This window comes from Hydrogenophaga sp. L76 (assembly GCF_057654755.1).
The window spans coordinates 1,746,157-1,763,401 of sequence record NZ_CM172807.1 but is presented as its reverse complement, the minus strand read 5'-3'; the positions used below and the strand labels follow the sequence as shown (position 1 = coordinate 1,763,401).

Here is a 17,245-nt window from a genome sequence, read left to right as displayed (position 1 = left end):
TCAGTGCGACCAGACCGACGCGAACAGGTCCTGGTGCGGCGCACCGGCCGCACCTTCCAGCACGAGCCGGCGGGCGGCTTCGATGTCGGGCGCAAACAGGCGGTCCTTGTCGTAGAACGGCACCTGGGCGCGCAGCGCGGCGTGCGCCTGGGCCAGGCGCGGCGAGGTGGCGAGCGGGCGGTGGAAGTCCACGCCCTGCGCGGCGGCCAGCCACTCTATACCGAGGATGGTGGCGGTGTTGTCGGCCATCTCGGCCAGGCGGCGCCCGGCGTAGGTGGCCATGCTCACATGGTCTTCCTGGTTGGCGCTGGTGGGCAGGCTGTCGACGCTGGCGGGATGCGCGTGCGATTTGTTTTCCGAGGCGAGTGCGGCGGCGGTGACGTGCGCGATCATGAACCCGCTGTTGAGGCCCGGGTTGTCCACCAGGAAGGGCGGCAGGCCCGAGAGCGTGCTGTCGATCAGCAGCGCGATGCGGCGCTCTGAAATCGCGCCGATCTCGGCGATGGCCAGGGCCAGCGTGTCGGCGGCGAAGGCCACGGGCTCGGCGTGGAAGTTGCCGCCCGAGAGCACCTCGTTGGTGTCGGTGAACACCAGCGGGTTGTCGGTCACGGCGTTGGCTTCGGTGAGCAGGGTGCGCGCGGCGTTGTTGATGAGGTCGCGGCAGGCGCCCATGACCTGCGGCTGGCAGCGCAGGCTGTAGGGGTCTTGCACGCGCTCGTCGTCCACCACGTGCGAGAGGCGGATCTGGCTGCCCGCGAGCAGGGCGCGCGTGGCGGCGGCCACGGCGATCTGGCCGGGCTGGCCGCGCACGGCGTGGATGCGCGGGTCGAAGGGCGCGTCGCTGCCCTTGGCCGCGTCCACGCTGAGCGCGCCGGTCACCGTGCCGGCTTCGAGCAGGCGCTCGGCCATGAACAGGCCGTGCAGCGCGAGCGCGGTGGAGACCTGGGTGCCGTTGATCAGCGCCAGACCTTCCTTGGCCGCGAGCGTGAGCGGGTTGATGCCGGCGGCTTTGAGCGCCGCGGCGGCGGGCAGCCATTCGCCGTTCATGCGCACCTCGCCTTCGCCCATCAGGGCCAGCGTCATGTGCGACAGCGGCGCGAGGTCGCCCGAGGCGCCGACCGAGCCTTTGACCGGGATGCGCGGCGTGATGCCGGCGTTGAGCAGGGCGAGCAGGGTGTCGATGACGACGGGGCGCACACCCGAATAACCGCGCGCGAGGCTCGCGGCCTTCATCAGCACCACGAGGCGCACGGTGGCGTCGCTCATGGGCTCGCCGGTGCCGACCGAGTGCGACAGGATCAGGTTGCGCTGCAGCAGCTCCAACTGGTCGTCGGGGATGCGCGTCTTGGCGAGCTTGCCGAAGCCGGTGTTGATGCCGTAGGCCGCATCGCCTTTGTGCACGATGGCGTGGATCGCCGCGGCCGAGGCCGCGATGCCCGCTTGCGCGTCGTCGCTGAGCTGGACGCGCACGGCCTGTTGCCAGACGGTGCGCAGATCGGCCAGGCTCATCTGGCCGGGTTGCAGGGTGAGGGTGTGGGTCATGGTGTGAAGTGTCATCCGATCATGGGCAGATTGAGGCCCTGTTTTTTTGCAGTCGCAATCGCCAGTTCGTAGCCCGCATCCGCGTGGCGCATCACGCCCGATCCGCAGTCGTTCACCAGCACGCGCGCCAGGCGCTCGGCGGCGGCGTCGGTGCCGTCGGCCACGATCACCATGCCCGAGTGTTGCGAGTAACCCATGCCCACACCGCCACCGTGGTGCAGGCTGACCCAGCTCGCGCCGCCGGCGGTGTTGAGCAGGGCGTTGAGCAGCGGCCAGTCGCTCACGGCGTCGGTGCCGTCTTTCATGGCCTCGGTCTCGCGGTTCGGGCTGGCGACCGAGCCGGTGTCGAGGTGGTCGCGGCCGATCACGATCGGGGCTTTCAGCTCGCCGTTCTTCACCATTTCGTTGAAGGCCAGGCCGGCGATGTGGCGCTCGCCCAGGCCGAGCCAGCAGATGCGCGCGGGCAGGCCCTGGAAGGCGATGCGCTCGCGCGCCATGTCGAGCCAGCGGTGCGTGTGGTGGTTGTTTGGGAACAGTTCCTTGATCTTGGCGTCGGTCTTGTAGATGTCTTCCGGGTCGCCCGAGAGCGCGACCCAGCGGAACGGGCCCTTGCCCTCACAGAACATGGGGCGGATGTAGGCCGGCACGAAGCCGGGGAAGTCAAACGCATTCTTCACGCCCTGGTCGAACGCGACCTGGCGGATGTTGTTGCCGTAGTCCACGGTGGGGATGCCCATGGCCTGGAAGTCCAGCATGGCCTGCACGTGCACCGCGCAGCCCTGGGCGGCCTCCGCGGTGAGGCGGGCGTGTTGCGCCGGGTCCTTCTGTGCGGCCTTCCACTGCGCCACGCTCCAGCCCACCGGCAGGTAGCCGTTGATGAGGTCGTGCGCCGAGGTCTGGTCGGTCACCAGGTCGGGCCTGATGCCGCCGGCCTTCGCGCGCTTGACCAGCTCGGGCAGCACCTCGGCCGCGTTGCCCAGCAGGGCGATGGAGACGGCTTCCTTTTTCGCCGTGTGCTCTTGGATGAGTTCGAGCGCGTGGTCGATGTCGCGCGCCTGTTTGTCCACATAGCGCGTGCGCAGGCGGAAGTCGATGCTGCTCTGCTGGCATTCGATGTTGAGCGAGCAGGCGCCGGCCAGCGTGGCGGCCAGCGGCTGCGCGCCGCCCATGCCACCGAGGCCGGCGGTGAGGATCCACTTGCCCGACAGATCGTTGCCATAGTGCTGCTTGCCGGCTTCGACGAAGGTCTCGAACGTGCCCTGCACGATGCCCTGGCTGCCGATGTAGATCCAGCTGCCGGCGGTCATCTGGCCGTACATGAACAGGCCCTTGCGGTCGAGTTCGTTGAAGTGTTCCCAGTTGGCCCACTTGGGCACCAGGTTGCTGTTGGCGATCAGCACGCGCGGGGCGTTCGAATGCGTCTTGAACACGCCGACCGGCTTGCCCGACTGCACCAGCAGGGTCTCGTCGTCGTTCAGGTCTTTCAGCGAAGCGAGGATCTGGTCGAAGCAGGCCCAGTCGCGCGCGGCGCGGCCGATGCCGCCGTAGACAACCAGGTGCTGCGGGTTCTCGGCGACCTCGGGGTCGAGGTTGTTCTGGATCATGCGGTAGGCGGCCTCGGCGATCCAGTTCTTGCAGGTCAGCGTGTTGCCGCGCGGGGCGCGGATGACGCGGGTGGGGTCGAGGCGGGGGTCGGTGTTGGTGTTCATGGGAACTCCTTGAAGAAATCGGTGGGGTGAAGAGGGGGTGGGATCAGGCTATCCAGCCCTGGGCAAACGCGATGTGGCCGGCGCCGGCGGCCAGCAGGATGCTCAGCGCGGTGCGCACGAACCAGACGCCGACCATCTGGCGCAGCGAGATCGGGATGCGCGTGGCCAGCACGCAGGGGATCGAGCCGGAGAAAAACAGCACCGAGCTGACCGAGACCACGGCGGCGACGTAGCGCACCACCGGATCGGCGCCCTTGAGCTGGAGCGCGGGCAGGAACATCTCGGCCAGGCCCGAGGCCAGGGCCTTGGAAGTCGCCACCGGTTCGGCCAGGCCGCCGAGCCACACAAAGGGCAGCAGCAACAGGCCCAGCACGTCGAACACGGGCGTGTAGCGCGCCAGCAGCAGGCCGATCAGGCCGACGGCGAGGATGGTGGGCACCACGGCGCTGGCCATGGCCAGGCCGTCGCGCAGGTTGTCGCGCAACACGCGCCACAGCGGCGGTGCGTTGCTGGCCTGGGCCAGGCCGGCGTCCCAGGCGGCCTGCCAGCGGTTGCGCCCGGCGGGCAGGGCGTTGCTCACGCCGCCGCTGTTGTCCATGCGCGAGATCGGCGGCAGCCAGGTGGTGATGGCGGTGACAGCGAACGCGATCACGAAGGTGGACCAGAAGTAGAAGTTCCAGGCTTCCATCAGGCCCAGCGTCTTGGCGACGATGACCATGAAGGCGGCAGAGACGGTGGAGAAGCCGGTGGCGATGATGGCCGCTTCACGCGCCGTGTACTTGCCTTCGACGTAGACGCGGTTGGTGATCAGCAGGCCGACCGAATAGCTGCCGACGAAGGAGGCGACGGCGTCGATCGCGGAGTGACCGGGCGTGCGCCAGATCGGCCGCATGACCGGCTGCATCAGCACGCCCACCAGCTCCAGCAAGCCGAATCCGACGAGAAAGGCCAGTGCCACCGCGCCCAGCGGCACGATCAGGCCGACGGTGAGCGCGAGCTTGTCGAACAGGAAGGGCAGCATGTCCTTTTCGAACAGCGGCGCGGGCCCGAGTTTCAACAGATACATCAGCGCCAGCACCAGGCCCATGACCTTGAGCACGCTGAACACGGCGGTGGTGGTGCTGGCGCGCCAGCTGCCTTTGATGAAGGGCGCGGCCGCGCCCCAGGCCATGAGCGCCAGCACCAGCGCGACCGACAGGCTGCGCTGCTGTTGCGCGAGGTAGGTGGCGGCGTGGTCGAACAGGATGGTGGTCTTGCCGGCGATCTCCAGCGGCAGGAAAAACATCACCAGGCCGATGCTGCTGTAGGCCAGCAGGCGCAGGAAGGCGGCGGCGGGGACGGGCGGGCTGGACGCCGTGGCGGTGCGGGTGTTCATGGGCGGTTTCCTCGGGGCGGTTTCGATGGTATGTCTGTACATATCAAAATACTTGTCTGCGATATGTATATACAACTTTATCTGGCCATAATCCCACCTGTCAATACCACTTCATCGGTTGATACCCCCGTAAAAACCCTATGTCGAACGGTTCCACCCCCTTGCCCGCTGCGGCCGCCGACGACCGCAAGCCCGCCTACCTGCGGGTGAAACAGCATGTGCTGGCGCAGATCCAGAACGGCACCTGGCAGGAGGGCGAGGCGATCCCGGGCGAAGAGGCGCTGGCGCGCACGTTCGGCGTGTCGCGCATGACGGTGAACCGCGCGATCCGCGAGCTGAGCGACGAGCAGATCGTGGAGCGGGTGCAGGGCTCGGGCACCTACGTGGCGCAGCAGAAATACCAGGCCACGCTGGTCGAGATCCGCAACATCGCCGAAGAGATCGCCGCACGCGGCCACGTGCACCGCAGCGAGCTGCACAAGCTGGAGCGCACCAAGGCCGGCGAGGCGCTGGGGCGGCAGTTCGGGCTGAAGGCCGAACAGCCGCTGTTCCATTCGGTGGTGGTGCACTTCGAGGACGGCGAGCCGATCCAGGTCGAAGACCGCCACGTGAATCCGGCGGTGGCGCCCGATTACCTCGCGCAAGACTTTGCCAGCCAGACGCCCAACGCCTACCTGATGCGCGTGGCGCCGCTGCAGGGCGTGCGCTTCGTCATCGAGGCCTGCCTGCCGCCGCGCGACGTGGCCGAGATGCTGCACATGGCGCCCGAAGACCCGTGCCTGGTGCTGCGCCGGCAGACGCATTCGCAGGGCCAGGTGGCGTCGGTGGCGGCGATGTGGCACCCGGCGGCGCGTTACCGGTTCACGGGCAGTTTTTAGCGCCTTCTTGCAAGGTCATTCCTGTGATCTGCGAGCGAGTGGTGAGCTCGTTCGTTGCACCGCGCGGTGCCAAGGCGTGTGCGGGCAGGCCGCAGCGCTTGAGTGAGGCGGTCGGTGCGATGCACCGACTCCCCTGCGATGCTCGCGGCCGCGGCCCGTCGCACAACTCGCTGCGTTCGCTGCGCTCTCTCCGCTCAGACAAGTGCGACGAGTCAGTCAACGAAGCGCGCTGCGCGCGCGGCCACGGCCACTGCGCTTCTCGGCGCCTCACATGGCGCGCTGCGGCCTGCCCACACACGCCTTGGCCAACAGGGTGTAGGCGCGCCACCGTTGGAATACCCCTCCGTCTCTTGCTGCGGCAGGCGCTGCCCGGTGGGGGCGATGTTCCGGAGTGGTTGTGTCCGCCCGTCTGGGGTCGGGCGCGCCAGTGCGCGCTTCGTTTCATGCTCGCGGCCACTGTCTGAGCGGAGAGAGCGCAGCGAACGTAGCGAGTTTGGCCGCGCCGGCCCCAGACGGGTGGGCACAGCGAAGTCGGCGCAACGCGCCGACCACTCCGGATGAGCCCCCGCCGGGCAGCGCCTGCCGCAGCCGCGAGGTGCTGCACCCGTGAACCAGTTGCCCGCACACACCAGACAGAGGGCAAAAAAGACCCCGACAGGCCAGGCATTCACATCGCCTTGAACTGCCCAGCGTAAAGCCGGCTCACGGGCCACGACTCCGTGCGCCCACGCAGCCGCAGACTGAGCTTACCGGCTTCGTCGCGGCTGACACTGTGGATGGCGGTGGCGCGCACCACTGTGCCGCGGTGGATCTGCCAGAACAGGCTGGCGTCGAGCTGCGGCGTGAGGTCCTTGAGGGGCGTGCGGATCAGCAGCTCTTCGCTGGCGGTGAGCACGCGCACGTATTTGTCGGCGGCCTCGAACACCAGCACCTCGTCGATCGGCACCAGCCGGATCTGCTGGCCGACGCTGGCCTGGATCACGCGCAGCGGCTCGCTGGGCGAGGCCGCCACCGCAGGCGCGAGCAGGGCGCGCAGCTGGGTCAGCGTGTGTTCAAGCGGCGCGGTCACCTCGGCGGGGCTGCGCTGAGCCAGCACTTGCTGCACGCGCTGCACCGTGCGCGCCAGGCGCTCGGGCTGCACCGGCTTGAGCAGGTAGTCCACCGCCTGCGCCTCGAAGGCTTGCACGGCGTACTGGTCGTACGCGGTGACGAAGACGATGGCCGGGAAAGGCGCCGCGCCCGGGCCACCTTCCGGCCATTCTTCGGCCAGCTGCACGGCGGCTTCCAGGCCGCTCAGGCCGGGCATGCGGATGTCGAGGAACAGCACCTGCGGTTTCAGCGCCAGCGCCTGCGCCACCGCCGCGGCACCGTTGCCCACGGTGGCCAGCAACTGCAGCTCGGGCCAGGCGCGTGCGAGTTCGGCCTGCAGCGCGGCGGCCAGCAGCGGTTCGTCTTCGGCGATGAGGGCGGTGGCGTTCATGGCTGGAGGGTGTTCACGAAAGGCAAGTGGATGCATACCGTGGCGCCGTGGCCGGGCTGCGCGCTCAGGTCCACGCGCCCGCCGCCGGGCAGGCTGGCCACGCGCTCGCGCACCTGCGACAGGCCGAAGCCGCTGCCGCTGTGTGGTGCACCAGCGGAGTCCATGCCGACACCGGTGTCGATCACCTCCAGCAGCAGCTGCCCGGCGCCATCGGTGCTGGCGCGGATGTCGATGCGGCCACCGTCGAGCTTGGGTTCGAGGCCGTGGCGGATGGCGTTTTCCACCAGCGGCTGCAACAGCAACGGCGGCACCGGATGGCGCTGCAGCGCCTCGGGCAAATCCAGCGTGTACGACAGGCGCGGCCCCATGCGCACGGCCATGAGTTCGAGGTAGTCGCGCAGGCGGGCGAACTCGTCGGCCAGGGTGTGGCTGCCTGCCGATCCGTCGGTGCGCGAGGCACGCAGCGTGGCGCGCAGGTAGTCGTTGAGGCGGTCGAGCATGGCCATGGCGCGAGGCGGGTCGGTGGCAATCAGGGCGCGCAGGTTGGCCAGGGTGTTGAACAGCATGTGCGGTTCGAGCTGCGTCTCCAGCAGCTTGAGCCGCGCTTCGGTGGCCTGGCGCTGCAGGTCCTGGTTGCGCGCGCGCTGGTAGAAGCTGAACAGGAAGCCCAGGCTGATGCCCAGGGTGGAGAGCCAGAAACCGAAGAAGCGCAGGGGCGACACGGTCAGCAGCTCCCAGGTGGAGTGGCCGGTGTAGGCATCGCCGACGAAGGTGCCGAGCGTGTAGCCGACCACGACGCCCGCCAGCAGGTAGGCCATCATGCGCAGCGACAACCCCCAGTAGTGCGGCCCCTGCGTGCCGAGCAGGCGGTGCAGCGCGATGCGGCCGGGGTCGGTGAGGAACCAGATGGCGGTGCTGATGGCGTAGCTGTAGACCAGGGCCGCGTCGAGGCTGTGGTTCTTGTGGCCCGAACCCCACTGGAACAGCGCGATCAGCAGCGCCACGGCCCAGACGATGCCCATGCGCTGCGCCACGCCGCGGCGGGCGTCGGGGGGCAGCCAGCGCAGCAGGGCGGATTCGGGGCGCAGGGTCATGGGCAGCAGCAGCCGTTGGTGGGACGCGGACGATTCTGGCACGCAGACCTCAGCCCGCGAAAGCACCCCGCTTGGCTGCGGCGGGCGCTGGCGCCGTGCGCCGGATGTGCCACTCGGCCCACAGCAGGTTGGGCACCCAGCACAGCCAGGCGATGGCGGCGTAGGCCGGCGCCAGCGGCAGGCCGCTGACGATGGACAACGGCAGGTAGAGCCGCAGCGTCACGGCCGCGCAGGCGAGCGCAAAGTTGCGCAGCATCCAGTGCCGGTGTTCGTCGACCCGGCCCTGGCGGATGGCGCGGTAGGCGCGCCAGCCGCTGAAAAGCCAGAGCAGGGCGAGCAGACCGAAGCCGAAGTTGGCCACAGGGCCGCCGAAGGTGTTGGGCGCCAGCAGCAGGCCGGAGACGCCACCGGCCAGCACGCCGCCGCCGAGGTAGACGCGGCCGAGCCCGCGGTGCAGGCGCGGATGCCGCGCGCGCAGCGCGGGCAGGAACTGCCAGGGGCCGATCAGCAGCGCCAGGGCGGCGGCCATCACGTGCACGTAGAACACGGCGGGGTGGTGGCGCGCGAAGCTGGCCTGGAACTCGGGCGCGGTGGCCGGCACCTCGGGCAGCACGCCATAGAGCACCCAGGCGTAGGCGCCCACGCCGAGACAGAGCAGGGTGAGGGTCCACCAGGCGAAGGAGGGGTCGGGGCGGTTCGTCATGGCTGTTTTCCGTTGGAGGCGGCGTACAGGCGCTGGCGTTCCTGCTCCACCAGCCGCTGGCGCAGGTCCGATCCGGCGCCGAAACCGAACACGCCCAGGCCGTGCATCAGCAAGCCGAAGCCCCAGCCCAGGGCCGGCGCCACCGGCCACAGGTGGCCCTGCCACCCGCCCAGCACGGTCAGGCCGCTGATGACGCAGACGTAGATGAAGGCGTGGGTGTACCAGCCCAGGCGGGCCTTGACGCGCCGTAACGCGAGGCGCTCCTGGTCGGGCGAGAGCGAGAAAGGGGTGCTGGCGTTCATGGGTGGCTCCTGGGTTGGCCGGTCGTTGCAGGGACCGTGGCGTGACTGTGCCGTGCGACCCGTTCGGGTGCGAGCCGGTTGCGACGGAACGACGGAGCGCGGGTATGAAATGCCGCCCGTGGGCGCGAAGGGTGGGCGTGGCGCGCTGGCCCGGTGCTTCAGACCCGTTGATCGGGGGCGGGCCGTGGTGTTCCTACAATGGGCCGACCCACCCCCATTGCCAAGGAACACCGAATGCCCGACACCGCCCGACGACAGCTGCTTTGGTCCGGGATGCTGGTGGCTGGCGCGCTGTCCACCGGGGTTCTGACCGGCTGCGCGGCACTGCAACCCGGCCCGCGCACCGTCAGGGTTTCCGAGAGGAAGCTGATGGAGGCGATAGCGCGCCAGTTTCCGCGCAGCAACCGTTACCTGGAGCTGTTCGACGTCACGCTGGACACGCCCAGGCTGCGGCTGATGCCGGCTGAGAACCGCATCGGCACCCAGCTGGATTTCACCGTGGGCATGCCGCTGGTCGAGACGCGCACGCAGCGCGGCACGCTCAGCCTGAGCTACGGCCTGCGCCTGGAACCGGTCGACAACACGGTGCGGCTCACCGATGTGCGGCTGGAAAACATGGATCTGCCCGACGCATCGCCGGCGAATGCGGCGCGTTTCAAGCGCCTGGGTGGTGCGCTGGTTCAGGGCTTGCTGCCCGATCTGGTGGTTCACCGCCTCAAGCCGGAAGACCTGGAGGCGGTCGGGCGCCGGGGCTACCAGCCCGGCGCGCTGCGGGTGGTGCCGGGTGGGCTGGAACTGCAGCTCGACCCGTTGCCGCGTTGAGGCGCGCTGCAGATCAGCAGCCGGGGCAGGTAGGATAGGCGCTTGCAGACAGGCCAGTGGTTGGCCTGTTCTTTTTTTTGCGAAGCGCGCTGCGCGCCGGACACTGTATGGATGTTGTGTTGTTGATCAAGGCCGCCATCATGGGCGTGGTGGAGGGCCTGACCGAGTTCCTGCCGATTTCTTCCACGGGTCACCTGATCCTGACGGCCGCGCTGCTGGACATGCCGGGCGAAAAGATCAAGCTGTTTGAGGTGGTGATCCAGACCGGCGCGATCATGGCCATCGTTTCGCTCTACGCGGGCAAGCTCTGGGAGACCTTGCTGGGCCTGCCGCGTGAGCGCTCGGCGCAGCGCTTCACGCTGAATGTGCTGATCGGGTTTCTGCCCGCAGCGGTGGCGGGAGTGCTGTTCATCGACGTGATCAAGGGCGTGCTGTTCAACCCGGTGGTGGTGGCGTTGGGCTTCATCGTGGGTGGGCTGGTGATCCTGTGGGCCGAGCGCCTGCAGACCAAAGGGGCCCGGGTGCACGTGGAGGATGTCGATGGCGTGCGCTGGACCGACGCGCTCAAGGTGGGCCTGGTGCAGTGCACGGCGCTGGTGCCGGGCGTGAGCCGTTCGGGTGCCACCATCATTGGCGCGATGCTGCTGGGCTTCAACCGCAAGGCCGCGACCGAGTTCAGTTTTTTCCTGGCCATCCCCATGCTGTTTGGCGCAGCGGTTTACGACATCTACAAGAACCGCGATCTGCTGAGCATGGCCGACCTGCCGCTGTTCACCGTCGGCCTGCTGGTGTCGTGGCTGTCGGCCTGGGTGTGCGTGAAGTGGCTGCTGCGTTTCGTCGGCAACCACACCTTCGTGCCGTTCGCCTGGTACCGCATCGCTTTTGGCGGCCTGATCCTTCTGACCGCGAGCCTGGGGTGGGTCGACTGGAAGGCTTGAACCGGTTCAGGGCAGCGATTCGGGAGACGCTTCGCCAGGCAGCGTGAAACAGAACGTGGCCCCCTGGCCGGGTGCGGCCTCGGCGTGGAGCATGCCGCCATGGCGCTGCACGATGCGCTGCACCGTGGCCAGTCCGATGCCCAGTCCCTCGAATTCGTGCGGCTGGTGCAGGCGCTGGAAAGGCTGAAAGAGCTTTTCAGCACGGGCCATGTCGAAGCCTGCACCGTTGTCGCTCACGCAGAAATGGGTCTGACCATCCACCTCCCGGGTGAACACCCGGATGTGTGCCTGCGGCGTGGCTGCGGTGTATTTCCAGGCGTTGTGCAGCAGGTTCTGCAGCAGGGCGTCGACCAGCGAGGGGTCGGCCCAGGCGTGCAGGTCGGACTCGATAGACCAGGTGACGGATCGTTGAGGAGATTCCGCGGCCAGTTCTTCCAGCAGCCGCGTGGCGATGGCGCCGAGGTTGACCGGCTGGCGTTGCACCTCACCCCGGCCGATCTGCGAGAGCTGCAGCAGGCCATCGATGAGCAGGCCCATCTTTTTGCTGGCGGCCATGATGCGTTGCAGGTGGCTGAGGCTGGCGGTATCCAGCGCCGGGTTGTCCTCCTGCAGGGCCTGGGCGAAGCCGTTGATGATGCGCAGCGGTGAGCGCAGGTCGTGCGCCACCGCGTAGGAATAACTCTCCAGCTCGTCGTAGGCGTCCCGCAAGGCCTGGGTGCGGTGCTGGATGCGGTTCTCCAGCGAGGCGTTGAGGCGCTGGATTTCCAGCTCGGCCTGTTTGCGCTCGGTCACGTCCAGTGTCACGCCCAGCGCGCGCACGGCCCGGCCCTGCGCGTCGCGCTCGAAATCGGCCTGCACCGAGTACCAGCGCTCGTGATCGCCAATGCGCAACCGGTATTCGATGTCATAAACCGCCTTGCCCTGCACCGCCAGGGCCCACTGCCGCAGCACCACCGGGCGGTCGTCCGGATGGGTGATCGCGAGCAGTTCCTCGTCGCTGAATTCGGTGCTGGGCAGGCCCAGGATGTCCTTGGAGCCGGCGAGGGTGGTGAAGCGCCTTGTGGCCACGTCGGCCTGCCAGGTGGCCAGACCGGCGAGCTGCTGGGCCTGGCGCAGCAGCTGTTCGCTGGTGCGCCAGGCCTCTTCGGTGGCCTTGCGGTCGCTCACGTCCTGCACCACCGCGATCAGGTAGTCGGGTGCCCCCTCGGCCGTGCGCACCAGGGACAGCGTCAGGTGCACCCAGACGGTGTGGCCCCGTTTGTGGATATAACGCTTCTCGATGCTGTAGTGGTCGGTTTCGCCTGCCAGGGTGCGCGCCAGCAGGGTGAGGTCCAGTTCCAGATCGTCGGGGTGGGTGAAATCCCGAAAACTCATGGTTTCCATTTCCTGCCGGGTGTAGCCGACCAGATCGCAGTAGGTCTGGTTGACACGGATCCAGCGCCCGTCCAGCTGGCTGTGGGCCATGCCGGTGGCGCTGTGCTCGAAGGTGTCTGCCAGTTGCCGGGTGCTGCGCTGCACCGCTTCACCGGCTGCGCGCCACAGGCGGTTTTGCCGCTGCATGAGCGCGATGGCGCCCACCACCACCAGCGCGGTGATGAAGTGCCACAGGTTGAGCCAGAACGCTTCGCCCGGGTCGTCAAACGCCAGCGCCCCATAGGGTTTGACCAGGAAAAAGTTGACCATCACCATGCCCAGCACGGTGCTGAGCATGCCGGCGCGGAACCCGCCGTACAGTGCCGAGAGGGCCGCCGCCAGGGACAGGGTGATGAAGCGCCCGCCCGATTCGGCCGGCGCCAGGGCCATGCGCAACAGGGCGGCCGCCAGCGTGATGGCCACGGCGACCGCATAGCGGCTCCAGAGACTGTGGCGGTCGGGCTGCCAACCCGCGATCTGCCGCCAGAGGCTATGGAGGGGGTTCGACGGTTCGTCGGTGTAGGGCATGGGGTCTTGGGCGGGAGCCGGTGTGGGAACGGGCGACGTCTGTCAGCTGTTATACCGGAGGAAGTCCCTGGCCGGTCGGCCGAACGAGCGCCGGATTTCACCCGGGTTTCCGCCCCTTGGCACCCGGGGGTGGGTGCCCGTGGCCGCTCAGCGCGCCAGGCTCTGGAGCGCGCGTTCGATGGCTGCGGCCGTCTCCTGGGGCCTTTCCATCGGAAACAGGTGGCTGCCTTCCACCATGAGCAGGCGCCCGGGGTGGTTCTTGCCCACCAGCCGGTGGGTCATGGCCATGCCGACCTGTTTCATCTCCTGCGATTCGGTGCCGCCGATGAAGGCCACCGGCGCCTGCAGCGGGTGGCGGCGCAGCAGGCGGTCGAGGTTGTGGGGCAGGGTGTTGTAGATGGCGGTTTCGACATCGCGCTCGAAGCTGAGCACGCGGCGCGTGCCCTGTGCGATGGTTTCGTCGTGCGTGCCGTGGGCGATGTAGTCGCGCAACACCTGCGGTTCCCAGCGGGCGAAGGCCTTCTTGTGGGCAAAGTGGTCGAACGCGGCCTGGGCGTCTGGCCAGGCGTTGCGGCGCTTGCGGCTGATCTTGCCGGGCGAGATCGAGCCCACCAGCTGTGTGCGCTTGGCCAGTTCCAGCGCCCGGGCGCGCCAGCCGCCCAGCACGGGCGAGTCCAGCAGCAGCACCCCCTTGATGCCGTGGCCGCCGAGTGCCGGGTGGCGCGCGGCGCACATCAGGCTCAGGAAACCGCCCAGCGAATGACCGACCAGCCAGGCCGGCTGGCCGTGGCGCTCAATCTCCGGCGCCGCGAAATCGGCCAGCTGCTGCACGAGATGCGGCCAGTTGCTGGTGACCGGGTAGGCCGGGTCGTGACCGAATTTTTCGGGCGCCCGCACGGAAAATCCGCGCGCCCGCAGCGACTTGAACAGCACGCCGTAGGTGCTGGCGGGGAAGCTGTTGGCGTGGGAGAAGATGATCAGGGACATGGCCTGATCAGATCAGTTTTTCTCTTGAGTTCGAGATCTTCTTCAGTGGCTGGTTGCGCGGGCTTTCACACAGCAGGGGCACTTCGGTGTGGGCACCGTCCCAGGTCGGGTGTTCGATGCTGTCGAACACCTCGCGCAGTTTCTGGCCCCAGGTGTTGTGCACCATGCGGAAGTAGGGGTTGTTTTCGTCGATGCAGGTGATCTTGTCGCTCTGCAGCTGGTCGACCTCGTACACCGCGAGGTCCAGCGGCAGACCCACCGAGAGGTTGGACTTGAGCGTGCTGTCCATGGACACCAGCACGCACTTGGCGGCCTCGTCCAGCGGGGTGTCGGGCGTGATCACGCGGTCCAGCACCGGTTTGCCGTATTTGGATTCACCGACCTGGAAGAACGGCGTTTCGGCCGTGGCCTCGATGAAATTGCCCGCCGAATAGACCTGGAACAGGCGCATACCCTCGCCCAGGATCTGGCCGCCGAAGATCATGGAGACGTTGAACTCCACACCGGCACGTTTGAGCGATTCGCCGTCGCGTTCGTACACGTGGCGCACCGCCGAGCCGAGCACGCGCGCGGCGTCAAACATGCTCCTGGCGTTCCAGATGGTGATGGGCTCACCGCCGGCGATGTCCTCCACCTGCTCGACCTGCAGGATCTCGCGGATCGACTGCGAGATGCTCAGGTTGCCGGCCGAGAGCAGGCACATGAAGCGCTCGCCCGGCTTCTCGTAGACGATCATCTTGCGGAAGGTGCTGATCTGGTCCAGGCCCGCATTGGTGCGCGAGTCGGACAGGAAGACCAGTCCGGCGTTGAGTTTGACGGCGACGCAGTAGGTCATGGTTGCAGGCTGAGTTTCTTGAGTTGGTAGAGCTGGTCCAGCGCTTCGCGCGGGCTCAGTGCGTCGGGGTCGATGCCCCGCAGGGCGGCCAGCAAGGGATGGGCTTCGGGTTCGGCGCTCGGCGGCGGTGGGGCAAACAGGTCCACCTGGCTGCGGCTCTGTTCGCTCTGGCTTTCCAGTGCGGCCAGGGCGTGGCGCGCGTGCTGCACCACCGCCGCCGGCACGCCAGCGAGCCTTGCAACTTGTATGCCGTAGCTGCGGCTGGCCGGGCCGGGTTCGATCTGGTGCAAAAAGACGATGCCACTCTTGCCACCGCCTTCAACCGCGCTCACGTGCACGTTCACGGCGGCGTGGTGGCCGGCCGGGAACTCGGTGAGTTCGAAATAGTGCGTGGCGAACAGGGTGAAGGCTTTGGCCTTGTCGTGCAGGTGGGCGGCGATGCCGCCGGCCAGCGCCAGGCCGTCGAAGGTGGAGGTGCCGCGGCCGATCTCGTCCATCAGCACCAGACTTTGTGGCGTCGCGGCGTTCAATATCTGTGCGGCCTCGGTCATCTCGACCATGAAGGTCGATTGCGCATTGGCCAGGTCGTCGGCGGCGCCGATGCGGGTGTGGATGGCGTCGATGGGGCCGAGGCGGCAGGCCGCCGCCGGCACGTAACTGCCCATGCTGGCGAGCAGCACGATCACCGCCACCTGGCGCATGTAGGTGCTCTTGCCGCCCATGTTGGGGCCGGTGATGACCTGCATGCGCTGCTTCGGGCCCATCACCGTGTCGTTGGCGATGAAGCTGCCGCCGGTGGTTTGATTCAAGCGCGCCTCGACCACCGGGTGGCGGCCGCCGCGGATCTCGATGCAGGGCTCGGCCACGAACAACGGCGCGCTCCAGTTCAGCGTGAGCGAACGTTCGGCCAGGGCGCAGAGTGCGTCGAGCGCGGCGAGGGCGCGGGCGAGCCGCGTGAGCGTATCGATGTGCGTCTGCAGCTCGTCCAGCAGGTGCTCAAAGAGCCACTTCTCGCGCGCGAGCGCACGCTCCTGCGCGCTGAGTGCCTTGTCTTCAAACGCCTTGAGCTCGGGCGTGATGAAACGTTCGGCGTTCTTCAGCGTCTGGCGGCGGCGGTAGTCGTCGGGCACCTTGTCCACCTGGCCCTGCGTGACCTCGATGTAGAAGCCGTGCACCTTGTTGAACTGCACGCGCAGGTTGGCGATGCCGGTGCGCGCGCGTTCGCGGGCTTCGAGGTCGATCAGGAAGCCGTCGCAGTTGGTCTGGATGCCGCGCAGTTCGTCGAGGTCCGCATCGAAGCCATGATTGATCACACCGCCGTCGCGCACCAGCGCGGCCGGCTCGGGCAGCAGCGCCGCGAGCAGCAGGTCGGCGCAGCCGGCGGGCGGTGTGAGGTCGGCGGCGATCTGCAACAACAGCGCCGGTCCGCCCTCAGGCAGGCCTTGTTGCAGGGCCTGGGCGAGTTGTTGGGCGCGGCCCAGCGTCTGGCCCAGGCCGACCAGTTCGCGCGGGCGCACCTGACGAAGCGCCGTGCGCGCCGTGATGCGCTCGACGTCGCTGGCGCCCTTGAGCGACTGGCGCAGTGTCTGACCCAGGCCGTTGCGCAGCAGGTCGATGGCGTCGAGCCGGGCTCGCGCTTCCGAGCGCTCGCGTTTCGGCTCCAGCAGCCAGCTGCGCAGCGCCCGGCTGCCCATGCCGGTCTGGCAGACGTCGAGCAGGGAGAACAGCGTGGGGCTGGTTTCGCCGCGCAGGGTGTGAGTTAGTTCGAGGTTGCGCCGCGTGGTGATCGGCAGGTCGATCAGCTCGTCGCTGCGCGCCACCCGCAGGCTTTTCACGTGGCTGAGCGCGCGACCCTGCGTGTGTTCGGCGTAGTCGAGCAGGGCGGCGGCGGCGGCGTGGGCGTCGGTCAGTCCCTGCGCGTTCCAGGCGGCCAGGCTGGCGGCGCCGAGCTGTTCGAGCAGCTTGCGTTCGCCCAGGGCGCCGTCAAACGCCCAGGCCGGGCGCAGCACCGCCACGGTGCGCTGGCCGCTGGCCAGCGGCTGGGCGGCGAGCGCCTGCACGTTTTTCTCGAACGCAGGCGTCACCTCGGCGCTGTAGAGCAGCTCGCCGGGTGCGATGCGGGCGATCCAGTCGGCCAGCCCGTCGCTCGCGCACTGGGCGAGGAACACGATGCCCTGGGTGACCGACATCCAGGCCAGGCCGACGCCGGTGCGCGCGCCCGGGTGCACGGCCATGAGGACCGCTTCGGTCTTGTCGGAGAGCAGCTCGCTGTCGGTCAGCGTGCCGGGCGTGACCACCCGCACCACCTTGCGCTCCACCGGCCCCTTGGCGGTGGCCACGTCGCCCACCTGCTCGCAGATGGCGGCCGATTCGCCGAGCTTGATGAGGCGCGCGAGGTAATTGTCGATGGAGTGGAACGGCACACCGGCCATCACCACCGGCTCGCCGGCCGACTGGCCGCGCTGCGTGAGCGTGATGTCGAGCAGGCGCGCGGCTTTTTCGGCATCGCCGAAAAACAGCTCGTAGAAGTCGCCCATGCGGTAGAACACCAGCGTGTGTGGATACCCCGCCTTGATGGCCAGGTACTGCTGCATCATGGGGGTGTGTTTGTCCAGCGGGGCGTTCAAGGCGGGCTCGTG

The 17,245-nt window shown here is 68.3% G+C and carries 14 protein-coding genes; 3 read left to right on the top strand and 11 right to left on the bottom strand.

Annotated features, from left to right (window positions below; genetic code table 11):
* From hutH to AC23D4_RS08310, 3 genes are read right to left on the bottom strand one after another with little or no spacing between them, the layout of a single operon-like run.
* Nucleotides 1-1,542 (bottom strand): histidine ammonia-lyase, encoded by a 1,542-nt coding sequence (gene hutH, locus AC23D4_RS08320; protein WP_472889978.1) that lies wholly within the window; start codon nucleotides 1,540-1,542, stop codon nucleotides 1-3.
* Nucleotides 1,543-1,553: 11 nt separating this feature from the next.
* On the bottom strand, nucleotides 1,554-3,251 hold the full coding sequence (gene hutU, locus AC23D4_RS08315) for a urocanate hydratase (protein ID WP_472889977.1): 1,698 nt from the start codon (nucleotides 3,249-3,251) through the stop codon (nucleotides 1,554-1,556).
* 43 nt (nucleotides 3,252-3,294) lie between these two features.
* Nucleotides 3,295-4,626: a YjiH family protein gene (locus tag AC23D4_RS08310; RefSeq protein ID WP_472889976.1), complete on the bottom strand. Its 1,332-nt coding sequence runs from the start codon at nucleotides 4,624-4,626 to the stop codon at nucleotides 3,295-3,297.
* 140 nt (nucleotides 4,627-4,766) lie between these two features.
* On the opposite strand from AC23D4_RS08310, the gene hutC reads away from it, so the two are divergent.
* The gene (hutC, locus tag AC23D4_RS08305; RefSeq protein ID WP_472889975.1) at nucleotides 4,767-5,504 is read left to right on the top strand and encodes a histidine utilization transcriptional repressor HutC; all 738 of its coding nucleotides are present in this window, start codon (nucleotides 4,767-4,769) and stop codon (nucleotides 5,502-5,504) included.
* Between the two features lie 667 nt (nucleotides 5,505-6,171).
* Here hutC and AC23D4_RS08300 read toward each other — a convergent pair.
* The 4 genes from AC23D4_RS08300 to AC23D4_RS08285 are packed head-to-tail and all read right to left on the bottom strand — an operon-like array spanning nucleotide 6,172 to nucleotide 9,083.
* Entirely contained in the window at nucleotides 6,172-6,984 is an 813-nt protein-coding gene (locus AC23D4_RS08300) for a LytR/AlgR family response regulator transcription factor (RefSeq protein WP_472889974.1), read from the bottom strand.
* Complete coding sequence (locus AC23D4_RS08295; protein ID WP_472889973.1) at nucleotides 6,981-8,078, bottom strand: sensor histidine kinase; 1,098 nt, start codon at nucleotides 8,076-8,078, stop codon at nucleotides 6,981-6,983. Before AC23D4_RS08295 ends, AC23D4_RS08300 begins: the two co-directional genes overlap by 4 nt.
* A 49-nt stretch (nucleotides 8,079-8,127) precedes the next feature.
* Nucleotides 8,128-8,781 carry a DUF2306 domain-containing protein gene (locus tag AC23D4_RS08290; RefSeq protein WP_472889972.1) on the bottom strand — a complete coding sequence of 218 codons (654 nt, stop codon included), beginning with the start codon at nucleotides 8,779-8,781 and terminating at the stop codon, nucleotides 8,128-8,130.
* A complete protein-coding gene (locus AC23D4_RS08285) occupies nucleotides 8,778-9,083 on the bottom strand; it encodes a 2TM domain-containing protein (protein WP_472889971.1) in 306 nt (101 codons plus the stop codon). The genes AC23D4_RS08290 and AC23D4_RS08285 overlap by 4 nt, the downstream gene beginning before the upstream one ends.
* A gap of 234 nt (nucleotides 9,084-9,317) precedes the next feature.
* Here AC23D4_RS08285 and AC23D4_RS08280 point away from each other — a divergent pair, with 234 nt between their 5' ends.
* Both AC23D4_RS08280 and AC23D4_RS08275 read left to right on the top strand, forming a co-directional pair.
* Nucleotides 9,318-9,905, top strand: a complete 588-nt coding sequence (locus tag AC23D4_RS08280; protein ID WP_472889970.1) for a hypothetical protein — start codon at nucleotides 9,318-9,320, stop codon at nucleotides 9,903-9,905.
* A 107-nt stretch (nucleotides 9,906-10,012) separates the two neighbouring features.
* The gene (locus AC23D4_RS08275; protein WP_472889969.1) at nucleotides 10,013-10,843 is read left to right on the top strand and encodes an undecaprenyl-diphosphate phosphatase; all 831 of its coding nucleotides are present in this window, start codon (nucleotides 10,013-10,015) and stop codon (nucleotides 10,841-10,843) included.
* 6 nt (nucleotides 10,844-10,849) lie between these two features.
* On the opposite strand, the gene AC23D4_RS08270 is transcribed toward AC23D4_RS08275, so the two are convergent.
* The 4 genes from AC23D4_RS08270 to mutS form a co-directional block, all read right to left on the bottom strand.
* On the bottom strand, nucleotides 10,850-12,784 hold the full coding sequence (locus AC23D4_RS08270) for a PAS domain S-box protein (RefSeq protein WP_472889968.1): 1,935 nt from the start codon (nucleotides 12,782-12,784) through the stop codon (nucleotides 10,850-10,852).
* Nucleotides 12,785-12,931: 147 nt separating this feature from the next.
* Nucleotides 12,932-13,771 carry an alpha/beta fold hydrolase gene (locus tag AC23D4_RS08265; protein WP_472889967.1) on the bottom strand — a complete coding sequence of 280 codons (840 nt, stop codon included), beginning with the start codon at nucleotides 13,769-13,771 and terminating at the stop codon, nucleotides 12,932-12,934.
* Nucleotides 13,772-13,778: 7 nt separating this feature from the next.
* Complete coding sequence (locus AC23D4_RS08260; protein ID WP_472889966.1) at nucleotides 13,779-14,606, bottom strand: proteasome-type protease; 828 nt, start codon at nucleotides 14,604-14,606, stop codon at nucleotides 13,779-13,781.
* Nucleotides 14,603-17,203 carry a DNA mismatch repair protein MutS gene (gene mutS / locus AC23D4_RS08255; RefSeq protein WP_472889991.1) on the bottom strand — a complete coding sequence of 867 codons (2,601 nt, stop codon included), beginning with the start codon at nucleotides 17,201-17,203 and terminating at the stop codon, nucleotides 14,603-14,605. Before mutS ends, AC23D4_RS08260 begins: the two co-directional genes overlap by 4 nt.
* Between the last annotated feature and the right edge of the window lie 42 nt (nucleotides 17,204-17,245).